11 protein-coding genes are annotated in these 24,317 nt (G+C 50.0%); 9 read left to right on the plus strand and 2 right to left on the minus strand.

The window, feature by feature from the left end; all coding sequences use genetic code 11:
- Positions 1-47: 47 nt before the first annotated feature.
- Positions 48-1,694 (minus strand): bifunctional AfsR/SARP family transcriptional regulator/alpha/beta hydrolase, encoded by a 1,647-nt coding sequence (locus tag ACJJI1_RS13975; protein ID WP_444957028.1) that lies wholly within the window; start codon positions 1,692-1,694, stop codon positions 48-50.
- A gap of 1,484 nt (positions 1,695-3,178) precedes the next feature.
- Between ACJJI1_RS13975 and ACJJI1_RS13980 the strand changes: the two genes are divergently transcribed.
- Both ACJJI1_RS13980 and ACJJI1_RS13985 read left to right on the plus strand, forming a co-directional pair.
- Positions 3,179-8,215, plus strand: a complete 5,037-nt coding sequence (locus ACJJI1_RS13980; RefSeq protein ID WP_444957029.1) for a DUF6923 family protein — start codon at positions 3,179-3,181, stop codon at positions 8,213-8,215.
- A 10-nt stretch (positions 8,216-8,225) separates the two neighbouring features.
- Complete coding sequence (locus tag ACJJI1_RS13985; RefSeq protein ID WP_444957030.1) at positions 8,226-12,431, plus strand: LysM peptidoglycan-binding domain-containing protein; 4,206 nt, start codon at positions 8,226-8,228, stop codon at positions 12,429-12,431.
- Between the two features lie 363 nt (positions 12,432-12,794).
- On the opposite strand, the gene ACJJI1_RS13990 is transcribed toward ACJJI1_RS13985, so the two are convergent.
- On the minus strand, positions 12,795-13,358 hold the full coding sequence (locus ACJJI1_RS13990) for a hypothetical protein (protein WP_444957031.1): 564 nt from the start codon (positions 13,356-13,358) through the stop codon (positions 12,795-12,797).
- Between the two features lie 598 nt (positions 13,359-13,956).
- Between ACJJI1_RS13990 and ACJJI1_RS13995 the strand changes: the two genes are divergently transcribed.
- The 7 genes from ACJJI1_RS13995 to ACJJI1_RS14025 all read left to right on the plus strand — a co-directional run bounded on the left by ACJJI1_RS13995 (position 13,957) and on the right by ACJJI1_RS14025 (position 24,138).
- The gene (locus ACJJI1_RS13995) at positions 13,957-14,277 is read left to right on the plus strand and encodes a hypothetical protein (RefSeq protein ID WP_444942427.1); all 321 of its coding nucleotides are present in this window, start codon (positions 13,957-13,959) and stop codon (positions 14,275-14,277) included.
- A gap of 591 nt (positions 14,278-14,868) precedes the next feature.
- On the plus strand, positions 14,869-15,939 hold the full coding sequence (locus ACJJI1_RS14000; protein ID WP_444942426.1) for an FG-GAP repeat protein: 1,071 nt from the start codon (positions 14,869-14,871) through the stop codon (positions 15,937-15,939).
- Between the two features lie 1,171 nt (positions 15,940-17,110).
- The gene (locus tag ACJJI1_RS14005; RefSeq protein ID WP_444957032.1) at positions 17,111-18,142 is read left to right on the plus strand and encodes a glutamine synthetase; all 1,032 of its coding nucleotides are present in this window, start codon (positions 17,111-17,113) and stop codon (positions 18,140-18,142) included.
- A gap of 223 nt (positions 18,143-18,365) precedes the next feature.
- Positions 18,366-19,277 (plus strand): alpha/beta hydrolase, encoded by a 912-nt coding sequence (locus ACJJI1_RS14010; RefSeq protein ID WP_444957033.1) that lies wholly within the window; start codon positions 18,366-18,368, stop codon positions 19,275-19,277.
- Positions 19,278-19,488: 211 nt separating this feature from the next.
- Positions 19,489-21,306 (plus strand): ABCB family ABC transporter ATP-binding protein/permease, encoded by a 1,818-nt coding sequence (locus ACJJI1_RS14015; RefSeq protein ID WP_444957034.1) that lies wholly within the window; start codon positions 19,489-19,491, stop codon positions 21,304-21,306.
- 66 nt (positions 21,307-21,372) lie between these two features.
- The gene (locus ACJJI1_RS14020; protein ID WP_444942422.1) at positions 21,373-23,094 is read left to right on the plus strand and encodes a DUF8614 domain-containing protein; all 1,722 of its coding nucleotides are present in this window, start codon (positions 21,373-21,375) and stop codon (positions 23,092-23,094) included.
- Between the two features lie 219 nt (positions 23,095-23,313).
- Complete coding sequence (locus tag ACJJI1_RS14025) at positions 23,314-24,138, plus strand: right-handed parallel beta-helix repeat-containing protein (protein WP_444912391.1); 825 nt, start codon at positions 23,314-23,316, stop codon at positions 24,136-24,138.
- The last annotated feature ends 179 nt before the right edge of the window (positions 24,139-24,317 follow it).

The raw sequence follows: 24,317 nt of genomic DNA on the forward strand, positions 1-24,317 counted from the left end.
AATTATTACTTGATGCTAGGTAGTATTATACAACCTCTTTAGGGGGTTTATATCTCTTCTTTTTCTGAGGGTTGTTGTGGGTTGCGAGCAATAAAATTTCGTACACTCTCTACAAAAACCTTTGATGCATCCTCCCGCCCCAGCAGCAGATGTCCGCTGCTATCAAGCCCTATGAATTCGGCATTGGGAATTGTAGCCGCAATATCGCGAGCGGTTTCGACTGGAATGCGCTGGTCTCCCAGTGAGTGAATTACTAAGGTTGGTACTTTCACTTGCTTGAGTCGCTCACGCACGTCAATATTAGCGGATATAGATAAAAACCGAACTGCGTTTTCTGCGGATGTCGTTAAACGCTGGAATTCATTGAACCAAGAAAGTTCTTCAGGCGTGGCGCTAGGCATGAAGATAGATGAAAATATCTGTCGACATGCAGGGTTTTCTTTTCCCCAGCCTACCTCGGTCAAAGTCATCAATGCCTCGTGCTCTCTGCGAATATCGTCTGTCGAATCTATTCGCCAGCCTGCGGCATAGCCTCCAAACAGGATCAAATGTGATACTCGTTCCGGGTGTCTGACAGCGTACTCTATGGAAGCAGCTGCACCTTGAGATATTCCGAGTAGGGCAAATTTGTCGATTTTGACAGCCGATACAACAGTCTCAAGATCACTCACAAATTTTTCAAAGGACATATTGTCCACATTCCAGTCGGAAAGACCATTTCCACGTTTGTCATAGCGGACAAAATGATGGTCAGAAGCAAGATCGCGAAATAGGGGACTCCAAATTGGGGCATCCCAGTCATGTTCAAGATGGCTGAGCCAATTAGCAGCCTTGATAATGGGTGGCCCTTCCCCCACTGAAGAATAAGCGATGCGTACACCATCATCTGAAGTGCAAAAATGGATCTTTTGCCGAGCAATAAGGTCACTTGCTTTAGAATCTTTGTCGACATCGGCGGTAGTTGGATTGTTTTCTTCGACCACTTTTCTTGTAAGTTCGATCTCGGACCGTGTATTTGGGGACCAGGTAATTCCCGCATTGTGAAACCGTCTTGCCAAATCATGAGTTAAAGCTGAGACTTCAAAAGTGTGTCCAAGGCGATCCAGTAGAGTTAGAAGTTGAGTCGCAGCATTAGGGTTGAGTGGTTCCAAGGCTTCCCATTCACGGGCCTTATTGAGTCGTTCATGGAGGTTAATATCTGGATGTGATGACAGACGGGCTAGCACTTTGCCTTGCAAACGAATTATTTCTTGTCTTTCTGCTGTTAACCACTGTTGGAATAACTCCTGGTCTGGCAAGTCGATACCATCCAGAAAGGGTTGCTGTAAGCTGTCTGTAAGCGAGGCCAACTCCACAGGTGTTAAATTCTTGGCTACGATCTTTTCTTTCAGGATGTTGATATCGATTTCGATATCAGGAGCCGCAATGCCGGCGCGTTCCCGATCTGCTACTAGTCGTTCAAAGGATGTATCATTCACCAAGGGGCGGAGCTTACTCAATGACCAGCGCAACGCCCCGCGTGGATCATCTGGGGATTCCCAGAATACTTCACATAAGCGTTCGCGACGATGTGGTTTAGCGGTCTTCGCAAGATAGGCAAGAAGAGCGCGTGTCCTTTTTGAGGCTGGTAAATCCACAGCTACGCCATCGCGAAAAACACTTAATTCCCCAAGCATCTTCAGAAAAATTTTCATTTTAATAGTAACCCCGGTGTTGGGTTGCCTGTTATAGGTAAGCTGCCATTCGTAATCCCGTTATTGGCGCTTGCAAAAGTCTTGACTGGATTTCTATCTGCCCCCCCCACTATTTACAGTGGAATCCGTGACTTTTGTTGCTAAGCTGACTCCGTTAGTGTTTCGGGAAACTCTCCATGTACAATCTTTGACCCAGTATCAGACTTAGAAATAGTTATTTACCTGGGGTTGATGTCGTAGTTAGTTAAAATAGCGGTACGGGTTTCTGGTATGAAAGTTCCGACCTCGACATATTTCCCACAGATTGTTTTTTCTTTTGGTGACTGGGCGGATATTAATTCTGGAGGGCGGGGCGGACAACCCGACAAATGTAGGGTAACGCTGGCAGGAAGGATATAGCATGCTTTGTATGTTTTGACCTGCCCAGACTGCTTTTTCGTTATCCGCATACTGGATGTTGTTATGTGGCTTAGTTATTTTAGCGGGAGGAATTCTTTCTGTAGACTCTTGCTTTTAGGTCACAATTTAGGTATTCATCTGAGTTCAACTTCGGAGATAAATCTAATAAATAAATTGGTTCGATTTCTCTTTTATGTCACGCCACAAAGCTTTGAAAACTTTGGCCTATGTAATCAGGTATTTAGTACCAAAGTCATATAACGTTTTGCAGAATTAATAGGCCGCTGACTGAATCCAATCAAAATATCTATTTTCCAACTCTATTTGTTGGCAGGTTTTGCTGGTATTTGATGAGTTTTTGCAGGTATTCACGAGTTGTATGAATTAGCATTTTTAAGCCTGTCTTGTTTAACCAGTTCAATTGCTACTTTGCGGATCAAGGGGTTTTCAGCTGATCCAGTACCTTATTTTCCAACAGGTCTTGTATTAAGTTATGCACTCATCGCTGAATAGATGATTACTGCCATCCGGCATTCCAGATTGTCATTATTCAAACGATAGAGTACGGCCTTTTCAGCATCGTTCGACTTGCTTATTGATTGATAGCTTAAGCGCACCAACGGGTATCTGCGATCTTTTAAGATAGAACTCTCTTCTTACACAGCCGAAATGGAAATTTCCACCTTTATTTATGTAGGTATTAGCGCAATATCCAGTTGCCGGGGTAATAACAATCTCTTTTGTTTAAGTCATTTTTTGATCATTTCGGTACTGCAGTTCATATCAAATTAGACCGTCAATCCGTCCGCCTAAAACAGATGGTTATTTGCGGTATTAATTTGTGTGTGAATAGCAAGAATTCCTATACCCATGTTTTTTCCACGGAGAGTACCTCGCTCAATCACATGATTGCTCAGCATAAAAATGTGCTACGGCACCGCTATTTAATGCAAAAGCACTGAATACGCGGTTTGAACAGCAAACGATTGGGGAGACGTTTGATGAGTGTGTATAGCGGGCAGTTGGCTTTTCTGTGGGGGGGAGGATGCGTGGTTAGGTCTTGCTGCGGCAAGGCGGTGGCATCTTTGGATAAAGGGGTTTTGCAGGTGCTCCGTGTTGTCTTGGCCATTGCCTATGGCTTGATGGGTTGGTCGGCGGGCACGCAGGCACAAGTGCAGCCATTTCCTGGGTGTGATTCGAGCCTTTACCATGCACAAGCTGAGCAGCAGGACATTCCCCCAATGGAGTTAATAAGTTTCGATACGAGTTCGAAACCGATCGATGATGTATCGTTGGGAAGAGCTGACAATGTGGTCTATAACGGCCTCGCATTTAATCCTTCGGACAATTATCTGTATGCCATTAGGAGCAGGACTAATGTCCTGTTAAGAATTGGTCGGGATGGCAGTGTCCAGGGGCTAGCACCCATTCAGGGGCTTCCAATCCCTAATACTAATACAGTGGGCTACGTCTCAGGTGTAATCGATCCAGATGGTCGCTACTACGTCAGGGCTGATGGCGTGAATAATAGTCTCTATCGAATAGATATATCTGATCGCACTGCACGTGAGGTTAAAATGACTTTCGCGTTTTTGGCGGCGGATCTGGCATGGCACCAAGGCTCTTTGTACGCTGTCGGCAATCGAAGTTTATTTGGTGATAGGGATCGGTTGTTCAAAATCAATCCTGGAACAGGGGCGACGAATCAGGTTGGAAACGGGACATTCGGGGCGAACCTTACGGATGGGTTTGGTGCCCTGATTGGCGCAACAAACGGCGTGTTTGGTGTCTACAATGGCGGAGGTTTCTATCGGTTTAATACGCAAACTGGGGTAAGTACGCTGATCTCCGATATCAGAGGCACTGAATATGTCGGGGGTGCTGATACCAATGACGGCGCCAATTGTGTTAACGCAAGCGTAGTTTTCCCGGTCTCCCCGACGATCTCAGTCAACAAGAGTGCGAGCCCTGCCAGCGGCACGGGGGTTTCGGTGGGCGACACTCTGGCCTATACCCTGACGGTAGATGTCGCTAATGCTGTCACCGACGGCGATGTGGTGCTGACCGACACCCTGGACCAGGGCCTTGACCTTGGCCCTTTACCAACTGGTTGTTCGGCATCGGGCCAGGAAATCACCTGTACCCTGACTGCAGGCTCGGCCATTGGCTCGCATACTTTCGCTTACTCCGCCACCGTAAACGAGGATGCGACCACCGAAGTAGATAACAGTGTCGTCACAGACACTGGAGACTGTGGGACCTGCAGCACCAATCACCCGGTCGATCCGACGATCTCAGTCAACAAAAGCGCGAGTCCTGCCAGCGGCACAGGGGTGTCGGTGGGTGACACTGTGTCCTATACCCTGATGGTGGATGTCGCCAATGCTGTCACCGGCGGGGATGTGGTGCTGACCGACACCCTGGACGAGGGCCTTGACCTTGGCCCTTTACCAACTGGTTGTTCGGCATCGGGGCAGGAAATCACCTGTACCCTGACTGCAGGCTCGGCTATTGGCTCGCATACCTTCGCTTACTCCGCCACAGTAAACGAGGATGCGACCACCGAAGTAGATAACAGTGTCGTTACTGACACTGGAGACTGTGGGACCTGCAGCACCAATCACCCGGTCGACCCGACGATCTCAGTTAGCAAGAGCGCGATTCCTGTCAGTGGTACGGCGGTCTCGGTGGGTGACACTGTGTCCTATACCCTGACGGTGGATGTCGCCAATGCTGCCACCGACGGCGATGTGGTGCTGACCGACACTCTGGATGACGGCCTTGACCCAGGTCCTTTGCCAAATGGCTGTTCGGCCTCAGGGCAGCAAATCACTTGCACCCTGGTTGCGGGTGCGGCCATTGGCTCATACACCTTCGCTTACTCCGCTACCGTGAACGAGGAGGCGACCACCGAAGTAGATAACAGTGTCATCACTGACACTGGAGACTGCGGGACTTGTATCACTAACCACCCGGTCGACCCGACGATCTCAGTCAACAAAAGTGCGAGCCCTGCCAGCGGCACGGCGGTCTCGGTGGGTGACATTGTGTCCTATACCCTGACAGTGGATGTCGGCAATGCTGTCACCGACGGAGATGTGGTGCTGACCGACACCCTGGGCGAAGGCCTTGATGTTGATATTACCAGCCTGCCAAGTGACTGTTCGGCGTCGGGGCAGGAGATTACCTGCACGCTGGCTGCGGGCGCGGGCATCGGCTCGCACACTTTCGATTACTCCACCACCGTGAGCGAGGATGCGACCACCGAAGTAGATAACAGTGTCGTCACAGACACTGGAGACTGTGGGACTTGCATCACTAACCACCCGGTTGATCCCACGATCCGGGTCAGTAAGAGTTCGAGCCCTGCCAGCGGCATGGTGGTCTCGGTGGGTGACACTCTGGCCTATTCCCTGGCGGTGGATGTCGCCAATGCTGTCACCGACGGGGATGTGGTGCTGACCGACACCCTGGGTGAAGGCCTTGACGTTGATATTACCAGTCTGCCAAGTGACTGTTCGGCGTCGGGGCAGGAGATCACCTGCACCCTGACTGCAGGCGCGGCCATTGGCTCATACACCTTCGCTTACTCCGCTACCGTGAACGAGGATGCGACCACCGAAGTTGACAATAGCGTCGTCACTGACAATGGAGACTGCGGGACCTGCATCACCAACCACCCGGTCGATCCGACGATCTCAGTCAGCAAAAGCGCGAGCCCTGCCAGTGGCACGGCGGTGCTGGTGGGTGACACTGTGTCCTATACCCTGACGGTAGATGTTGCCAATGCTGTCACCGATGGGGATGTGGTGCTGACCGACACCCTGGACGAGGGCCTTGACCTCGGCCCTCTACCAAGTGGCTGTTCAGCATCGGAGCAGGAAATCACCTGCACCCTGGCTGCGGGTGCGGCCATCGGCTCGCACACTTTCGATTACACCGCCACATTAAACGACAACGCAACCACTGAAGTTGATAACAGTGTTGTCCCCAACACCGGAGTTTGCGAGACCTGTAGCACATCGCACCCGGTACTTCCGAGAGTGCAAATAAGCAAAACCTCAGATCCGGAAGATGGTATTGAAGTCACGGTAGGTGACACAGTCACCTATACGCTTAACGTGACGGTGAGCAATGGTCCGACCACCGAAGTGCTGACCCTGTCCGATACCCTGAGCGATGGCCAGAGTTTATTGACGGACTCCATCATCTCCCCCCAAGGCGGAAACTGTCTTGTCGCGTCTGGTGGTCTCGAGTGCACCTTGGCAGTGGGCACTGCGCCAGGTGTCTACCTCTTTAGCTACCAGACTCTCGTGGACCCCGATGCAGGCGATACGATCAGCAACAACGTGGTCGCGTCGGGCGGGGGCGGAGATGATCCCGGTTGCACCGTTTGTAACACCGGCCACCCGGTGGACAACCACTTGGAATTGCGGTTGGTCAAGACTGCGGGCGTGGGATCTGCGCGGATCGGCGACCTGGTGCGTTACGTGCTGACCGTCGAGAACGTCGGCGTGGTGCCCGTGACGGATGCAGCTCTGGTCGATACGCCGCCGCCGGGATTCAACTATGTCGAAGGCTCGATCACCGTGGATGACGGTGATGATGCCTTCGAGCTGTCGCCCGGTCGCTACCCGCTCAGGATAGGTGGCCTCGACATCGATGTGGGTGAGCAGGCCACCATTGCCTATGTGCTGCGCGTCGGCGCTGGTGCTCGGCTCGGTACACAAATTAACTCGGCGGTGGTGCAAAGCGACACCGGTGATTCAATCTCGAATGTGGCCACCGCGCAGGTGACGGTCGAAACGGGCCCACTGCTCGATGACAGTTTGATTTTCGGCTCGGTGTTTGACGACCGCGACGCCGATGGCTGGATGGACAGTGCTGCGCTGACGGGAGTGCGTGTGCAGGGTGGATTCGCATCCAGTGCCTATGCCCCCCCGGTGGCGGGTGCTACTGCGCCTTTGCTGCAGGGCATCAATCTGGGCCGTATCACTGCCCGCCAGTCCGAGGGTGATCCTGTTGAGCGGCACCAGATAGTAATTCGAAATAGTCTGGTCGAGCCCGCATTTACCGATGACTTCGTGCTTACCAGCGACCAGGGCGTGACCGTTCGAATGGACGCTGCCGGCAACACTTGGGTTGAGAAATCCGGTGAGGCAGCCCAGGGGCTTAACGCCGCCGAACCGACAGTGGAGCGTCGCCTATTCCAGAGTGAGGAGGGGCTGGTCGTTGACTATGTGATCAGTAACGCCGGCATAGACGAGCGTGGCCTGCCGGGTGTCCGCCTCGCATCCGTGGAGGGTGTGCTGATTGAAACGGATCAGTACGGCCGTTACCACTTGGTTGATGTGCAAGGCGGCGAACGCGGCTATCGCAATTTTATCCTCAAGGTCGATCCATCCACGCTGCCTCCAGACACAGTTTTCACCACCGAAAATCCACTGGTACGGAAGATTACTCCGGGCGTGCCAGTGCGCTTCGACTTCGGTGTTCATTTGCCGGTAACCCTGTTACCCGGCCGTACCGAGGAGGTTGAGCTGGCGCTGGGGGAAGTCATCTTTGCGCCGGGCAGTGCGGAGGTGCGCGCCGAGTACCGGCCGGCGATTGCCCGCATGGCTGAGGAGGTGGATGCCTACGGTGGCGGCGAGGTTGTCATCACTGCCGATGGACGAAGTCAGGCACTTGCTTTTCAACGTGCGATCGCAGTGCGCGACCTGCTGCTCAAGCAGGTTGAAGTAGAGCACGCACAGATGTTGAGGGTCACCGTGCGCACCGAGGTTCATGAGTTGGTCGGTGGTATCAGCGCGGGTGAGCTACTGCTGGGCACGGTGCTGTTCGACACCGACCGCTCCGAGATCCGACCGGAGTTTGAGGCGCTGTTGGATAACGTGGCTGCCCACCTGGAGGAAATGGGTAGTGGCGTTGTGGCAGTGGTGGGCCATACCGATGTGCGCGCCAGTTACCAATACAACATTGCCCTGGGTTTGCGAAGGGCCAGGTCTGTGTACAACGCCCTGGCTATGAGGTTGAGCCCGGAAGTGCGTTCCCGGATACGGGTCGAGTCCAGTGATGACCCGACAGCGTCTGTCACTTTGCCTGTCACTTCTGAAGATAAATAAGGGGCCGATCATGCAGATGAAATTACTCTATGCCGTCGTGATCAGTAATCTGGCCAGTTGTACAGCACAGGTACTTGCACAGCAAACACCAGTAACCATGACGGGAAACTCCGAGCCATTGCATACGGGCGCTACTATGGTGCCTATCTCTACAGTGCCCCATGCCAGCGGTTTGATGAATGGCGAATCCTATACCGTCGCCAGTGGCGACTATTTATCTAGTATTGCTGCCCGGGCCGGTGTGGGCTTAATTGAACTCGCTAGCTGGAATCTCATTGATTCCCCTTACACAATCTATCCCGGACAACAGTTGCGTTTGTCGCCGCCGCCGAGTGCATCGGTGTCACCTCAGAAGAGGCTGGCGAAGCAAGCGACAGCCTTGAAGGATGTCACTCCAAAAGGCGCCACCATCGAACATGCCCCTGCAGCGCCGCATGCCAAGGGTTTTATGAACGATGACTTTTATACCGTTGCGAGCGGCGACTATTTATATGCTATCGCTGCCCGTGCTGGTGTGAGTTTAAAGGAACTCGCTCGCTGGAATAGCATCGATCCCCCCTACAAAATCTACTCCGGTCAGCGCCTGCGTTTGTCTCCGTCACCGGCTGATGGATCGTCTATTACCGCTGTTAGTAGTGGTGTGTCGCCGGAACTGGTGTGCGCTGCCGACGGTTGTCGTACCGGTGATGGATTGCTATTCCAGCTGCGTACTCGCAGTTACGATGAGCCTCTTACGGTAGGCACAAGCAAGCAGTCCTCATCCGAGGAGCTGCAACCTGATCGCAGGGTCGCAATCGGATTGGAAAAGCCGGGACGAGCTGTAGCGCAGGGGCGGTTCTCTGTGTCATTGCCTGATAACGGCGTAATCTGGGCTACCGAAGATCCCACACTGGGCCGGCGCGACTTGTCGGTGTCGGCCCCCACCATGGTGCCATTCGAAAATGGCGCCATCACCCGGCCGGTGCGTTTTTTCGTGCGCAGTAATTACAGCAGCTTTGTCTCACGTATGGAGTTGGCAGTGTTCCGCAGCACCGACGTCGACTTGATCAGCCCGCTGGCAAAAGTTGCGGTTGATGTAGCTCCAGTGGTGGAGGCTCAGTGGGATAGCGCGTTGCCCCGGGAAATTCCGTTTCGAGTCGGTGATGAATTGGTCTATGTACTGCGTGCGTTTGATGTCGAGGGGCATGTTGACGAGACCTATCCCCAGCGCTTGCAACTGGTACGCCCCGACGAAGCTGAGCGCAGCCAACAACTCCTGCGAAGTTCGACTGAACGCTCCTTCGGCAGTGCGCTGAGCGAGGAGGAAGCTGAGACCCAGCGCCTGATCGACGATGTGTTCGACGAGAGTAACCTGCGCTACCAGAATATCCCGATTTACGGATCGCGAGTGCGCATACAGGGCCGCAATATTCCGGCTGCTCACACCCTGTGGATCAACGGCGACAGCTACCCGGTCGACCTGGAGCGGAAGTTCGTTGCCGAGTACCTGATGCCGGTGGGCCAGTACCGCTTTGATGTCAGGCTTGAAGGTCCTGGGGGCTCCGTTGTCGAACGCGAGCTGCCGATAGAAGTGAGCGGGCGCTACTTCTTCGGTGTGGGCATCGCCGATGTAACTGTGCGAGAGAACAGGGCCAGTGGCCCCGGCCGCGACTTGGTGCTGGATGGCCGCGATGATGACCTTCTCAGTGATGGCCGGTTGGCGTTCTACCTAAAAGCCAAAACGAAGGGTAAATACCTGATCACCGCCCAGGCAGACACCCAGGATCGGCCCCTGGAAGATCTATTCGACGGATTTACCCAGGCCGACCCACAGGATGTCTTCCGGCGCCTGGACCCGGACCTTTACTACCCGACCTACGGAGACGACTCGACCACTTCCCGGGACATCGACACCATGGGGCGGTTTTACCTGCGCGCCGAATGGGACAAGAACGAAGCGCTGTGGGGCAATTACTACACCGGAATCACTGGCACTGAATATGCGCAATACGGGCGCTCGCTGTATGGCGCAGGGCTGAACTGGCGCTCAAGTTCGGCCAACCCTTGGGGGGATGCGGATACCGAGTTGCGAGTATTCGGCTCCGAGGCGCAGACCGCGCCCGGCCACAGCGAATTCATCGGTACCGGCGGCAGCTTGTATTACCTGCGCCATACCGACGTGCTGCCCGGTTCTGATCATGTGGTATTGGAGGTACGCGACCCGGGAACCGGGCTGGTGGAGCGGCGCATCGAGCTGCAGCGCGGTGCTGACTACGAGATTGATGAACTGCAAGGCCGTATCCTGCTGACTCGGGCACTGTCGCAGATTACCCGCGAGAACATTCCCTTCATTACCCGCGACACGCCACTGGATGGATTCGAGCAGAGGCTATTGGTGGACTACGAGTGGGTGCCATCGGGCTTCGATGCCGATGAGGTCACTGGGGGTGTGCGTGCCAAGCACTGGTTTGGTGACCATGTGGGAATAGGGCTTACCTATATCGACGAGAACCGCGCCGGTGAGGATTACACGCTGATGGGGGCCGACCTTACCCAGCAGTTTGGCAAAGGCACTTATCTGAAATTCGAACACAGTTGGACCGAGTCCACTATTGCGCCAGTGTTCTTCTCCGACAACGGCGGCTTGAGTTTCTCTCGACTTAACCCGGACGGCTTGCGCGAGGGCGAGGCCAGTTCTGTCGAATCACGGGTGAATTTCCGCGAGCTGGGTTGGACCGAGCAGGAGTGGAGCGCCGCCACTTGGTGGCGGCAGGTCGACGGTGGCTACTCGATCTCGAGGCATGATACTGGTCTCGATATCGAGGAGCAGGGCGCGGAGCTGTTGGGCCATTTCAACCCGGGTCTCGGTATCAACGCCCGTTATAGCGAGGCTGAGCGCGATGGTGAAACACTGGCTCAAGCGCACCTCAATACCGAGTTGCGTATTGGTGATAACAGTGCCCTGAGCGCTGAAGTGCGCGGTATTGAGGAGCAGCGAAGAGAAGGCGATGCCACCGGCCTCTTGGGTGCGCTGCGTTATTCTCATCGATTCGGTACATCGCTGGACGTGTCCGGCACTACCCAGATGACCCTGGGTAACGATGGTGGTGACTATGCCGACAACGATGCTTATTCGCTGGCGGCGCGCTACAACTTCGCTAACCTGTCGACCCTGGGAACTGAGATAACCACTGGCGATCGCGGTGACGCGGCGACGCTCAACGGCGAATACCGGCTTACTTCACAGCACAGCTTCTACGGCGGCTACACCTACTCGACCGACAGTACCGAATACGACTCGCTCTTCAACCCTAATCGCCAGAACGGCTGGACCTTCGGCCAGCGCTGGAGATTGTCGAACCAAGTAAATTTGTTCAACGAAAGTCAGCACATCAGAAGTCGTGATGAGTCAGGGCTGGCGCATACCTTCGGTATGGACTTTTACCCAGCAATTGGTTGGAACCTGGGTTTAATCCTGAGTGATGGCGAGCTGACCAACAGCATCGGCGAGGAGGTATCCCGGAATGCGGTTAGCCTGACCGGCGGGCGTACTTCGCCCGAAACTGACTGGCAGAGCAAGTTGGAATGGCGGCGCGATAGTGGGGCTGAGCGGCGCACACAATGGGTCAGTACCCATCGCCTATCCCATAAACTCAATGAGAGTTGGAGGATTGCTGCGCGCTTTAACTACGCTGACACCGAAGACGAGCTGAACTCGTCTGAGGGAGCAAAGTTCATTGAGGGTAATGCTGGTTTTGCCTACCGGCCTTGGAGCAACAGTCGTTGGGGGTTGTTCGGGCGTTACACCTATCTTTATGACTTGGCCTCGCCGGGGCAGTTGGGTGAGGTGGACTACGACCAAAAGACTCAAGTGCTGGCATTTGAAGGTGTATACCGCTTAGACCACCATTGGGAGCTGGCTGCCAAACTGGCGCGGCGCGAGGGCGAAGTTCGCTTTGGGCGTAATACCGGTGACTGGCTCGATTCGTCCACCACTTTTGCTGCAGGACAGGTCCGTTTTGAGTTTTACCAGAATTGGCACGCGCTGGCTGAGTATCGTTGGCTCAATGTAGATAATGGTGGCACTCGGCAGGGATTCCTGGTCGGTGTCGATCGAGATATTGGAAAAAACATTCGTATCGGTGCAGGTTACAACTTCACAGAGTTTAGTGATGACCTGACGAACTTTGATTACGACTATAAGGGTTGGTTCGTCAACTTTACTGCACGTTATTGATGGACGCATGTGCCCGTTCTGCTTAGGTCGGGCATATATACAGGTGCAGAGTGGTACAGCGATAAAGCAGGAAGCGTTGGTAATTAGGGAGTTATTCAGAGGCTCCTTAGAGAATGCTTTGTAATCCAGGCGGTATCTGAACCGCCGATAGAAAAATCGGGCGACCTTATTTGGGGGGAGCAATAAGCTTAATAAGATCTTTCCCCCCCTATATTGGATGCATATCGCGAGCGGGCATTTAATGCCTGCTCTCAACAGTTACATTACGCCTGGTCAACCAGCGAGAATTCTCCGAAGATTTTCGACAGAATACGGGGTGGGTATGTGAAGATTTTATCCCAGAGGGGTACTTCTACATTCACCTTAACAACCAATGCTTTTTAGGCGTGTATATTTTTCCTCAAACATCAATTTAAGGGTTTTTCGTTCTGGGTTAGACAAGTCTATTTTTCTTAGGTCAATAAGGTGAATGTGTAGGCAGGGCGTCATAGAGCTAAATTCGTGGAGGTCATTTTTGGTGAATACAGGGAATAATTCGTTGTTATTGCTGAATTTCCTAAATAGATCGAAGCCTGCGCTGGGAGGTCCGATCATGGGGTTTTTCGGGAATGTTAAATCTTTAGCTAAAAAAGCAGCCTTAAATTGATATTGGTGGAGGTCGAAAAAATCTCCTGTAAAAATATAAAGTCCTGAGGGGCGCAGAGTGTTTTCGGGAATATTGATATAGCGGTCAAGGCCATATATCGAGGGTGTTGCCACCAAACGTGATTTCTGGCCATGCAGTAGCTCTATTGTGAAATCCCCATAGATATGTTTTAAGGCTGGGGAGTAGATGGAGAAAAATCCTTCAATGCTACGGGCAAAGTTATAGGTTAGTTGTTTGTTGTTGAAGGTATCTAAATTCCAGGTTGTTGTATCTTGCTGCATGGAAAACCTATTTTCTGGATTGCACAAGATAACTGCTAGCTCCTTGCATTTTGTATTAAATTTCAAGGATGTATCTAAGTGCTGGGTTGACTGGATGAGCGGTTTGAGCAAGATGTTAAATTTCAATAATGTGAGTGATCGTTTAAATGATCGTGATATTTACTGCTGGATTATGCAGACAGATTCTTTCTGAATTCAGCTGGCTAGACTGTCACAATTCTAGTATGGATAGCTGTGTGCTTGAGGGTTCATCTTTCTGTGATGTGCGTGGGTGTTTTGTAGGTCGCTAATACTTCCAGGTGCTACATTGAGACTGTAAGTTCCGGTATTTTTATCTGGCAATTTGACTCTATTATTTTTTTTGATTCAAACGTAATTCAAACACGATTAGAGTTTTTTTGCCGTGGTATACATGTTTAGTGCCACGTTTTATTGGTTCACTGGTAGTGAGTCTGGTTATGTATTGTGGGTAAAAGGTACATTAAAGCGGTAGATTTTCCAGGGCGAGGGGAAAACTTCTTGCCTGATCTTAATTGGTGATGAGCCCAATAGGGTAATGTTTCTTGATAAAGGATAAGATTTCAATGAGGAAATAGGAATGAATTTGAGAGAGCTAAACGTAAAATCGGACCTTACTCTTCTTTATATAGATTTGGAGGGCGTCCGTTTTGTAACGTCTCCAATCACCCTGCCGGGACATGCAGAAAGTTGGCTGCGCGTTGGTTTAACCAAAGATTGTGTTCTGGTTGTTCAGACCCCAAAGCGAGCGAGGTCGATCTATGGAGACCGACATGTTTTGTTGGTCGCCATCGTTACAGCCAAGCATAGATTTAGTGTTGAGTTAAACAAATTGGCTGGTGTTGTTTTCATGGGGGAGGAATTTAAGGTGGAGAATGAACCTAAAGGTAATAAAGGTTAAGTCAATGTTTGATGTTTTGAGGGCGCGGTCAATGCGGTAAAAGGCCTTGAAGGCTACCTACGCCTGCTGTGTTGCAGCTTTTGCAAAGGGCTACAGCTATTTGAGGTGAGCTGCGCCTAATATCTGTAACCTTTAAAGTCTGCAGTGATATTAGAGAGCTGTTCAGAAGCTCCTTCCAGTTAAATCAATTTGACTGCCGAATAGTAATCCAAACGATACTCAAACAAAAATATAACTTATTTACTTAGTCGGTTACACGATGAGTACCATGTTTGACTGTTTTACTGGTTGAAATTCAATAGTGTATCGGGTGTTAATGTTTTAGCACTTTTACGCAACCTCCCCTGCTTGTGCTGGCCCCGCACAAGCCCCTTTGCCCGGTAGCTTGCCGGGCTTTTTTTACTCCAGTGCTGGCTCCTCATTTCCGAAACTCCAATTTTTTTCAACGCTGAATCCCACGGTCGGTTGTTTCACTGCTGATGAATCCAGTTATCTGCTAGAAGGTGGTGTCTTTGGGGCTTTGTTATCTCCCTTTTCAACCGGGGAATCCCTCTTGCCATGCCTAAGGGAAAAAGAAAAGGAAATATGGCTATGTATTACGTAGTGTCAAAACTTGAGCCTGCTGCGATGATATTAATACGCCTGTTGTTGGGGCTTGCACTGTCGGTTGCTTTTATTCTGTCCACAGTCTTTGGCGGTGACGGTCAGGGTCATGCCACGACCAGTATGGTCGATAAGGTGGCCAGCCCAGCCGCAGGACCAGCCATCGGAACTCACACCCTAAAATATGCAGTTGAGACGAAAAGGAGGGCGGCCACGCGGGTGGGAAACAGCGTCGATACCAGTATCGATGGCGGCCAGGCGAGAAATGATATATTTAATGTCGGGGTTGGTGATTTTTTCGGCAGGTTTGTAGCTTTAAGTGCGAATGGATATACCCTCGCTGTAGCGGCCCCCGATGAGGCTAGCTCTGCTGTCGGTATCAATGATGACCATGAAAATAATGATGCAGTTGGTTCCGGGGCAGTTTATGTATTTGCCCGAAAGGATGGCTCCTGGCATCAGCAGGCGTATATTAAGGCGAGTAATTCTGATGTATTTGACCGTTTCGGTATCTCCGTAGCCCTGAGTGCGGATAGTCATACACTGGCGGTAGGTGCTTTCGGAGAGTCTAGTGCTGCTACCGGTATTGATGGCGACCAGACTAATAATGATGCTCGGAATTCCGGTGCGGTCTATGTGTTTACTCGTGTGGATAATGTCTGGCATCAGCAGGCGTATATCAAGGCAAGTAATACCGGGGCAGGTGATAGTTTCGGTGGGTCTGTAGCTCTGAGTGCGGATGGTCATACCCTGGTCATAGGCGCTTTTGGAGAGGCTAGCGCTACAACCGAAATCGATGGCGATCAGGTGAACAATGATTCTGTTGGTTCTGGAGCGGTTTATATGTTTGCCCGTGCGGACGGCGTTTGGCATCAGCAGGCATACATCAAGACAAGTAATACCGAAATAGGTGATAGTTTCGGTGGGTCGATAGCCTTGAGTGCGGATGGTCATATTTTAGTCGCAGGAGCTCCCAATGAAGATAGCTCGGCCGTTGGTATTATTGGCGTTCAGGCAAATGACTCAGTGGAAGATTCGGGTGTTGTGTATTTGTACTGAGCAGTTTACCCCTCCATCAATAGGCCTCGCTTCTTGCCGCTGTAGTTCATACAATGGAAAAAGAACCTCCCACAAATTACATCAAAATCGTAAATTATAATTACTAGCTGGGGGGGATACCGTAGGTTCCTCTGATAGAGATTTTAGAGTCTAGGAATTACTGCTGAAACGTTTGTAAGTGTTGAGGGAAAGGGGGCTTTACACAAAAAATGATTCCATTGATGTGCAGGGCCTATTCACAAAATATTCTACTTGTGACCTGTACTTTACTATAGAAAATTTGGCCGCCCAAACTGGCGCGGCCCCACCCTGTGAGGAGTGTTTGTTATAAAACCTATTGTTAGTTGCTAGGTTATCTAGTGGCCGACTCAGAGTGCGCCCTTTTTATGGGAAGAGCGCGGGCTACTATTTTCGTCACCATAATTTTGTAATTGAAAAAATACAATAGCGAACAGGTGCCCTAACTTGTATCTACTGCTCACCAATAAGTTTCGCAGGAATAGGCTTTTCCTATCAGATTTTATGCTCTGTATAGATGTTTCACATAGCGTATATGGCTCCGAATCTAGCTAGGACCTTAAAGTCAAGTTGTTGCTTAGAGGTTTGTCGTATTTATAGAGTAATTCGGGATCGTTTGAATCAGAGTGGTATTTGAACGCGTTTGTGTCTCAAATTATAGATATCGAAACTGGCCATGTTGACATGGTCTATTTCGGGGGATGTCCGATAGGAAGCTAGTAGCGTTTGATCGAATTCATTATAGGGTTGGTGCCCGCTTTGATTGGAATGTTCTAAGTTAGGGCATAGATAGTTACTACTAGCAGAAATCAAGCCGGATCAAAATTCTCAGTGTTTTTAGTTTAGTCATTACGAAAAATACCTCGATAGTTTAAACGGTAGATAACACGATTCAGGTTTACTCTTTAATAAATTTCTATATGAAGGATGCTATAAAGATTTAAGTATTTTTCGGTCTGGAAGTGAGTAGATAATGTTTGCAGTCCTGTTATGTGTAGGGTCTAAAGCTAATCGATAATTTATCTATGTAAGTACATTTTCCAGATACTAGAGTAGGCAGGGCATATTCTGCTGACGTAGAAACTCAAAAAGGTTCATCAGTATGAGTAAACTCAGTTTCGTAGAATACCTTTGGATTGATGGAGCGAGTCCGATGCAGCAGATTCGTTCGAAGGCTAGAGCTCTTAGTTTGCCAGATTGTCCGGTAGTGACGGATTTCCCGTTGTGGACTTTTGACCGGTCCAAGACAGAGCAGTTGGATGACAGTGATTCTGGTTGTATCCTGAATCCAATACGAATCTATCGGGACCCACTACGTGGGCTAAATGACTATATCGTACTTTGTGAGGTGCTTGAGGAAGGTAAAAAAATTCACCTGTCAAATATACGTGCCCGAATGAGAAAAACGCTAGACTGTTTGGGAGCGATTATTGAACCACAGCTGGGTTTTGAGCAGGAATATAAACTTATTTCTGATTGCTATCCGTTTCGTTTTTCAGGGGTTGAGGCCTTTTTATTACAAAGAGTTTATTATTGTGGTGTAGGCAGTGAATCGGTTTATGGGCGAAAAGTTGCTGAGGCTCATGCGAGAGCCTGTATCGATGCTGGAATTCTTATCAGTGAGATCAAGACTATAACGCTCGGGCAGTGGGTATTCCGAATCGGTTATCGTGGCATTGATGGTGAATGTTGCGATGCTCTAACGATAGCAGACGATGTTTGGGTTGCCCGATACCTTTTAAATCGTGTTTGCGAGAGATTTATGGTGCGCGTATTTTTTAACAGTAAATATCTTGATGACAGCTGGAAAGGCCCTTGCATACGCACTAAGTTTTCGACCGCCATTACTCGAGATCCAGATAAGAGACAAAAGGCCCTGATGAATATTGTTAATGCGCTAAATGGGAAATTCAATGTCGAACATGATGGTGAACTTATTCGAGCAGCCCGGCCTGTTGCGAGGAAAGGTTGTGTCTATTTGGAAGGCTTGCATGCTGGGGTCGATACGGACCCCTATCATATAGGGTACAACCTTATTGCTTCTACCGTAGATGATATTAATGATGCTGATGCGCTACGGCTACTACGGGAGGCTGGCCTACTTTTGACGAAAAGCCATCATGATACGGAAGGCAGTACCAACAAATTAAAACACCGAAGTGATCACTCAAAATCGAGTGTTTGATGAAACGGTGGTTATCACGATAGAGGATACCCATAATTTGGAACGGCAATGCCACTGGATATGCATCTATGTATGTAGAGTAGGCATAAATACTTTGGCCTACCCAAAGATCGGGAAAACAAATAAAACCTTTTTTGGCAAAGCCCAATCGGTCAAGAGTTAGCGGATGTAACCTATATAGACGCAAAGCTATCAATCTTAGCGAAAAGTGAGGGTGTTACCCGTGAGTGAATTTTGGAATTGCTTTACTCGTGAGAAAACGGACGAACAATATAATCCCGTTTTGTGGACACGTCGCCTCCCTGCAGATCTTCTTTTGCCATCTCATGCAGAGTTTACAGGAAGTCGCAGTTTAACGTATCGCAAAGCGATTAAGGACGGTTTACAAACTGTTAGTTTTGGAGAGGGGGACTACTCTGGCTCGATGGATGTATTCAGGTCGGATAAAGTCCCTGAAAATGCTCCGATTGTAATTTATATTCACGGTGGTTGGTGGCAGTGGTTTTCAAAAGAGCAATTTTCTTTTCTGGCCAAGCCTTTTAATAAAGAAGGACTTGCAGTGTATATGCCAGGTTACCGTATGGCCACGGACTGGAAAAATGATACTCCAATGGAGTCTATTGTCGCGCAGATGCAGTGGGCAATGGCGAGCGTACTAAAAGAGGCCGAGGAAAAAGGATCTCCATCTGTATATTTAGTGGGCCACTCGGTAGGGGGGCAGCTGGTGGCATTATTACATCAGACAGATTGGAATCAATTTGGCGTTCCGGCAACTGCTCAATGTAAATTTAAAGGTGCGTTCTCCCTCGCTGGCATATTTGATATCCGCCCATTGGTCAATAGTTTTTTTAATGATCTCATTAATATGTCGATGGAATCTGCTGAAAAGGTAAGTCCCCAGATGCTAGTGTCTGGTATTGATGCAACAAGATGCCCGCTACACTTAATAGTGCCTGAATTTGATACTCTGGAATTTTTTTGGCAGGCCAAAGAGTATCAAGAGAAAATGCTAAAAATGAATAATCCCTGTTATTTCAAATTAGCGAATAATCGGGACCATCTTGATCTGATAGAAAAATTAGTCGATGACCGAGATGAAGTGCTGACCTATATGCTTGAGCATATGAAAGCCTAGCGACGATTTAGTCTTTTGCGGTCCTCTTAAACGGCACAGACGTTTTGCTGTTTGATGACTGCTGCTGTATCGGCGACAGTGTCAATGTAGTGTGAGAGTGAGAATATGCGCTTTAAAGAGCAGCTTCGGGGCGGCGTTTTAGAGGCAAGCGTCTATATAAGTTCTATTGACGAATTATAATGGGCGCCTGTTTTCTCCTCCTGGATAGATTATGCCGAGACCCAAATCCACTGTCTCTTTGGATGAGGTGCACTGGGGTGCACTCAAAACCCTCTTCCCCTACTTATTGGAGTTCCGTCGCGCCGTCGTCTTGGCGATCCTCTGCTTGATTGGCGCCAAGGTTGCGGGTGTTACCCTGCCATTTTTGCTCAAACATATTGTCGATGACCTGGATAGTGCTGGGGGTATGGCCCAGGCAGTGGCATTACCTTTGGGGCTGCTGTTGGCCTATGGGGCTGTACGCCTTTCCAGCACTCTGTTTGGCGAATTGCGAGACACGATTTTTGGCCGTGTCACTGAGCGGGCCCAGCGCCGGATCGGGCTTGAAGTGTTCCAGCATTTGCACAAGCTGGACCTGGATTTTCACCTGAACCGCCGTACCGGTGGGCTCTCGCGAGATATTGAGCGGGGCAATAGCGGCATCGGGTTCTTGATGCGGTTTATGGTCTTCAATATCGTACCCACGCTGGTAGAGATAGCTATGGTGGCGGGGTTGCTCTGGTGGAATTACAGCGGGTTCTTTGCGCTATTAGTGCTGGCCGCAGTGATTATTTATATCGGCTTTTCTGTGGTGGCCACTGAATGGCGTACGCGCTTTGTCAGGGAGTTGAATGAGGCGGAGTCACAGGCCAGCAGTCGTGCAGTTGATAGTCTGCTCAACTATGAGACGGTTAAGTACTTTGCCAATGAGCGACATGAATCCGGTCACTATGACCGGGAGCTGGCCAGTTGGGAGAAGGCCCGGCGTAAGAACAGGCTATCCCTGTTTGGCCTAAATAGTGGCCAGGCGCTGATTATTGCCAGCGCAATGTGTGCAGCAATGGTTCTTGCCGCGGTAGGAGTCACCAAAGGCACTATGACCATCGGTGACTTCGTATTGGTGAATGCCTTTATGATGCAGATCTTTATACCGCTAAATTTTCTCGGCTTTGTGTACCGGGAGATGAAAGGGGCACTGGCAAATATTGAGAAGATGTTCTCTTTACTTGCGGTAAAACCTGCTGTGGAAGATCTTCCCGAGGCGGCCCCCCTCACTGTGGTGGAGGGCCGAATTGAGTTTGATAACGTCCAGTTTGGCTACAAAGATAATCGCCAGATCCTCAAAGGTATCAGCTTTGCTGTGGAGCCACGGCAAAAAGTGGCAATTGTTGGCGCTAGCGGTGCAGGTAAATCCACCCTCTTTAAGCTCCTGTTTCGTTTTTATGACGCTAACAGCGGTTCAATTTCCATTGATGGCCAGGATATTCGCAGTGTTTCCCAGGAGTCGCTGCGCAGGGCTATTGGTGTTGTGCCTCAGGATGCAGTGTTGTTCAACCAGTCGATCCGGGACAACGTGCGTTACGGGCGTGTAGATGCCTCAGATACTGAGGTGGATGAGGCGATCCGCCACGCCCAGCTGGAAGGCTTTGTTCAGCAACTGCCAGAGGGGGCCGATACCCTGGTGGGGGAGCGGGGTCTCAAATTGTCCGGAGGGGAAAAGCAGCGGGTTGCTATCGCTCGGGCCCTGCTGAAAAAGCCTCCGATTATGATCTTTGACGAAGCGACCTCATCTCTCGACAGCCACTCAGAGCAGGGCATAGTGGCATCCCTGCAGGAGATCGCCCGCGAGCAGACATCGTTAGTGATCGCTCACCGCCTCTCCACAATTGTGGATGCAGACTGCATTCTGGTAATGGATCAGGGCGGAATAGTCGAGCAGGGAGCCCACCGGGAATTGATGCAGGCTGACGGACACTACGCGGCCCTCTGGCGTATGCAGCAACAGGAGCGTGGAACTGAGACCCAGGCGGCCGAGGTGCCTACGCCATGACGGTTGATAAATCCCTACAGCCAGACTAATGTGGCGCCGATACAAAAAAATGATAGGCAGAGCGATATGACCATTCCTTTTCAGGCTACCAAGATAGCGGCAGCAGTGTTGGCACTGGCCCTTGTTGGCGCTTGTTCCAAAAAAGAGCAGCAGCCCGAAGAAGTTGCCAAAGCGGAAGCTGAGGCTCAGATTGTAGAGTCCAAGACGGTACCTGTGCCCTCAGGCCAAAAGGTAGAAGATGCGGATAAGCGTTTTGATATCTATGTACCGGTTGAGCTCACTGCAAATCTAAGCGGTCTCTCCGACAACCAGCGCAAAATGATTGGCCTGTTGATTGATGCCAGCCAGATTATGGATCGCCTGTTTTGGTTGCAATCCTACGGCCCAGCTGAGGAATTGCTCCCAGATATTGAAGACAACCGCGCTCGTAAGTTTGCCGATATCAACTATGGCCCCTGGGATCGCCTTAACGACAACAAGCCGTTTATTGTTGGTTATGGAGATAAGCCCCTGGGTGCTAACTTCTACCCAGCGGATATGACCCGCGAAGAGTTCGAGAAATGGGACCAGGCAGGAAAAGACGGCTTGTACTCCTTGGTACGCCGCAATGAGTCTGGCAGTCTCGAACTGGTGCCTTACAACGAAGCCTACAATGCGGACCTGAATAAGGCGGCCAGCATTCTGCGCCAGGCAGCTGAATTGGCCGAGAGCAAAGAATTTGCTAACTACCTCACTATGCGTGCCGATGCACTTCTCTCCGATAATTTCCGTCCCAGTGATATGGCCTGGATGGATATGAAGGAGAATGATATCGATGTGGTTATTGGCCCTATTGAAAACTATGAAGACCAGCTGTTTGCCTATCGTACCGCTTATGAGTCCTATGTCCTGCTGAAAGACAAAGAGTGGAGTAAGAAACTGGCCAAGTTTGCCGCTCTACTGCCCGAATTGCAGAAGGGTTTGCCGGTTGAGGAAAAGTACAAATCTGAAGAGCCCGGTACTGATTCAGACTTGAATGCCTACGATGTACTCTTCTATGCGGGCCACAGCAATGCCGGCTCCAAGACCATTGCCATTAACCTTCCCAATGATGAAGAAGTTCAGCTGGCCAAAGGCACTCGCCGTTTGCAGCTGAAGAATGCAATGCAGGCCAAGTTTGACAAGATCCTGGTGCCGATTAGCGATGTTTTGATCGCAGAAGATCAGCGCAAGAATATTACCTTCCCGGCATTCTTTGCCAACACCATGTTCCACGAAGTGGCCCACGGTTTGGGAATTAAAAAGACCGTAGAAGGCGGAAATAATGTTCGCCAGGCTTTGAAGGAAACCTCTTCCGCCCTGGAAGAAGGTAAGGCTGATATCCTCGGTCTGTACATGGTTACCCGCTTGCATGAAAAAGGTGAGCTGGAAGAAGGCCAGTTGATGGATAACTATGTTACCTTCCTGGCGGGTATTTTCCGCAGCGTACGTTTTGGTGCAGCCAGTGCCCATGGTAAAGCCAATATGATGCGCTTTAACTACTTTAAGGAGCAGGGTGCCTTCACTCGCGATCCCAAGACTGGTCAATACAGTGTTGATTTTGAAAAGATGCAACAGGCGATGACCAACTTGTCTCGTTTAATCATTACTATCCAGGGTGATGGTGACTACGAGGAAGCCAAATCACTGCTGGAGACTAAAGGCGTAATTGGCCCTGAACTGCAGGCTGATTTGGATCGCTTGGCTGAGGCCAATATTCCGGTTGACGTTACCTTTATTCAGGGTAAAGAAGTACTTGGTTTGAAGTAATTTCCTTACCTTTTGTTTAAAAAACCCGGCGCCTGCCGGGTTTTTTTGTGCCCCGAAACTTTACCCCCCTTCGATTTGTAATTTTCCCCGCCGATTGCAGCTTAGCGCTTTAGGTACTTTTTCTTATGGCGGAATTAATAGTCACGTCCAAACTAAGGAGGCAGTCTGTATCCCAGGCTAGGAAATCCAACTCTTATACAATATTGACAGAGGTTTTACATGGATATTAAGCAGTCAGTTATTAAGTTATTAATATTAGGCGTAATGGGGCTATTTACAGCGTCATACTCTTTTGTAGTATCCGCTCAGGTATCCTGTGGTGATGTTATTACAACCGCCGAAGTGCTTACACAGGATTTACTCTGTGACCTTACTGCCGCTGAGCCTGATGCCCTTACGATAGTTGGTCCTGAAGGCAGTTTGAGTATGGGAGATTTTTCTGTGACCTGTGCTACAGGTGCGGGATTTGGCGGTGCTGGAATACGTATCCTGGGCCAAGGTGCGGTGTTGACTGGCGGTGCCATTAATGATTGTTTTGACAATATTTTTATAGGCGGTGAGGGTTATCACACGGTCGTCGGAACTGAGCTAGTTGGTAGTGTTGACGATGGTATTGATATTGACAGTATCTTTAACAATATTAGTGGATGCATAATCACTGATAGTGGTCGGGTAGGTGTTGATATGGATGATGATTTTAATACTCTCTCTTCTTGTGTTGTATCGCTCAGTGTCTCTGATGGAATTCAGGTAGATGATAGCTTTTCAAATGTGTTCAATAATATATCTACATCCAATGGTGGAGCAGGAATTCTAATCGAGGGCTCATCCAGTAATATAATCTCCCAAAATTTAATAGCAAGTAATGATGGTGGAGGTATCGTTTTGGAATTCACGAGTTCGACTAATAATGTCATAACTGGAAATTTCTCTGAACTTAATCTTTCCTTTGATTTATATGATACGGTTGACCCCGATTGTAGTGGCACCAACACTTGGTACGCTAATGTTGCCATTACTAAAAGTCCAAGCTGCCTGGATTGAATTTTTTGGCGATTTTCGAAACTTACTAAAAAGGGAGAAGGAAAGACTACACCGCGCTCGGGACCCTATGAGGCATGGATGCCGATTAGAAGCTTACAGGGATGTATTCACTGCGTGTCTCGAGTGCGGTGTAGTCTTTCCTTCCACCCCAGTAGTAAGTTGTGTCTCTTAGGCGATTC

This window comes from Microbulbifer maximicatervae (SeqCode) (genome assembly GCF_052467065.1).

What these genes read in the sequence shown, in the direction of transcription:
- ACJJI1_RS13975 (WP_444957028.1), bottom strand. Translation starts at nt 1,694, where the DNA reads ATGAAAATTTTTCTGAAGATGCTTGGGGAATTAAGTGTTTTTCGCGAT.
- ACJJI1_RS13990 (WP_444957031.1), bottom strand. Translation starts at nt 13,358, where the DNA reads ATGCAGCAAGATACAACAACCTGGAATTTAGATACCTTCAACAACAAA.
- ACJJI1_RS14020 (WP_444942422.1), top strand. Translation starts at nt 21,373, where the DNA reads ATGACCATTCCTTTTCAGGCTACCAAGATAGCGGCAGCAGTGTTGGCA.
- ACJJI1_RS14000 (WP_444942426.1), top strand. Translation starts at nt 14,869, where the DNA reads ATGTATTACGTAGTGTCAAAACTTGAGCCTGCTGCGATGATATTAATA.
- ACJJI1_RS13985 (WP_444957030.1), top strand. Translation starts at nt 8,226, where the DNA reads ATGCAGATGAAATTACTCTATGCCGTCGTGATCAGTAATCTGGCCAGT.
- ACJJI1_RS13995 (WP_444942427.1), top strand. Translation starts at nt 13,957, where the DNA reads ATGAATTTGAGAGAGCTAAACGTAAAATCGGACCTTACTCTTCTTTAT.
- ACJJI1_RS14025 (WP_444912391.1), top strand. Translation starts at nt 23,314, where the DNA reads ATGGATATTAAGCAGTCAGTTATTAAGTTATTAATATTAGGCGTAATG.
- ACJJI1_RS14015 (WP_444957034.1), top strand. Translation starts at nt 19,489, where the DNA reads ATGCCGAGACCCAAATCCACTGTCTCTTTGGATGAGGTGCACTGGGGT.
- ACJJI1_RS14005 (WP_444957032.1), top strand. Translation starts at nt 17,111, where the DNA reads ATGCAGCAGATTCGTTCGAAGGCTAGAGCTCTTAGTTTGCCAGATTGT.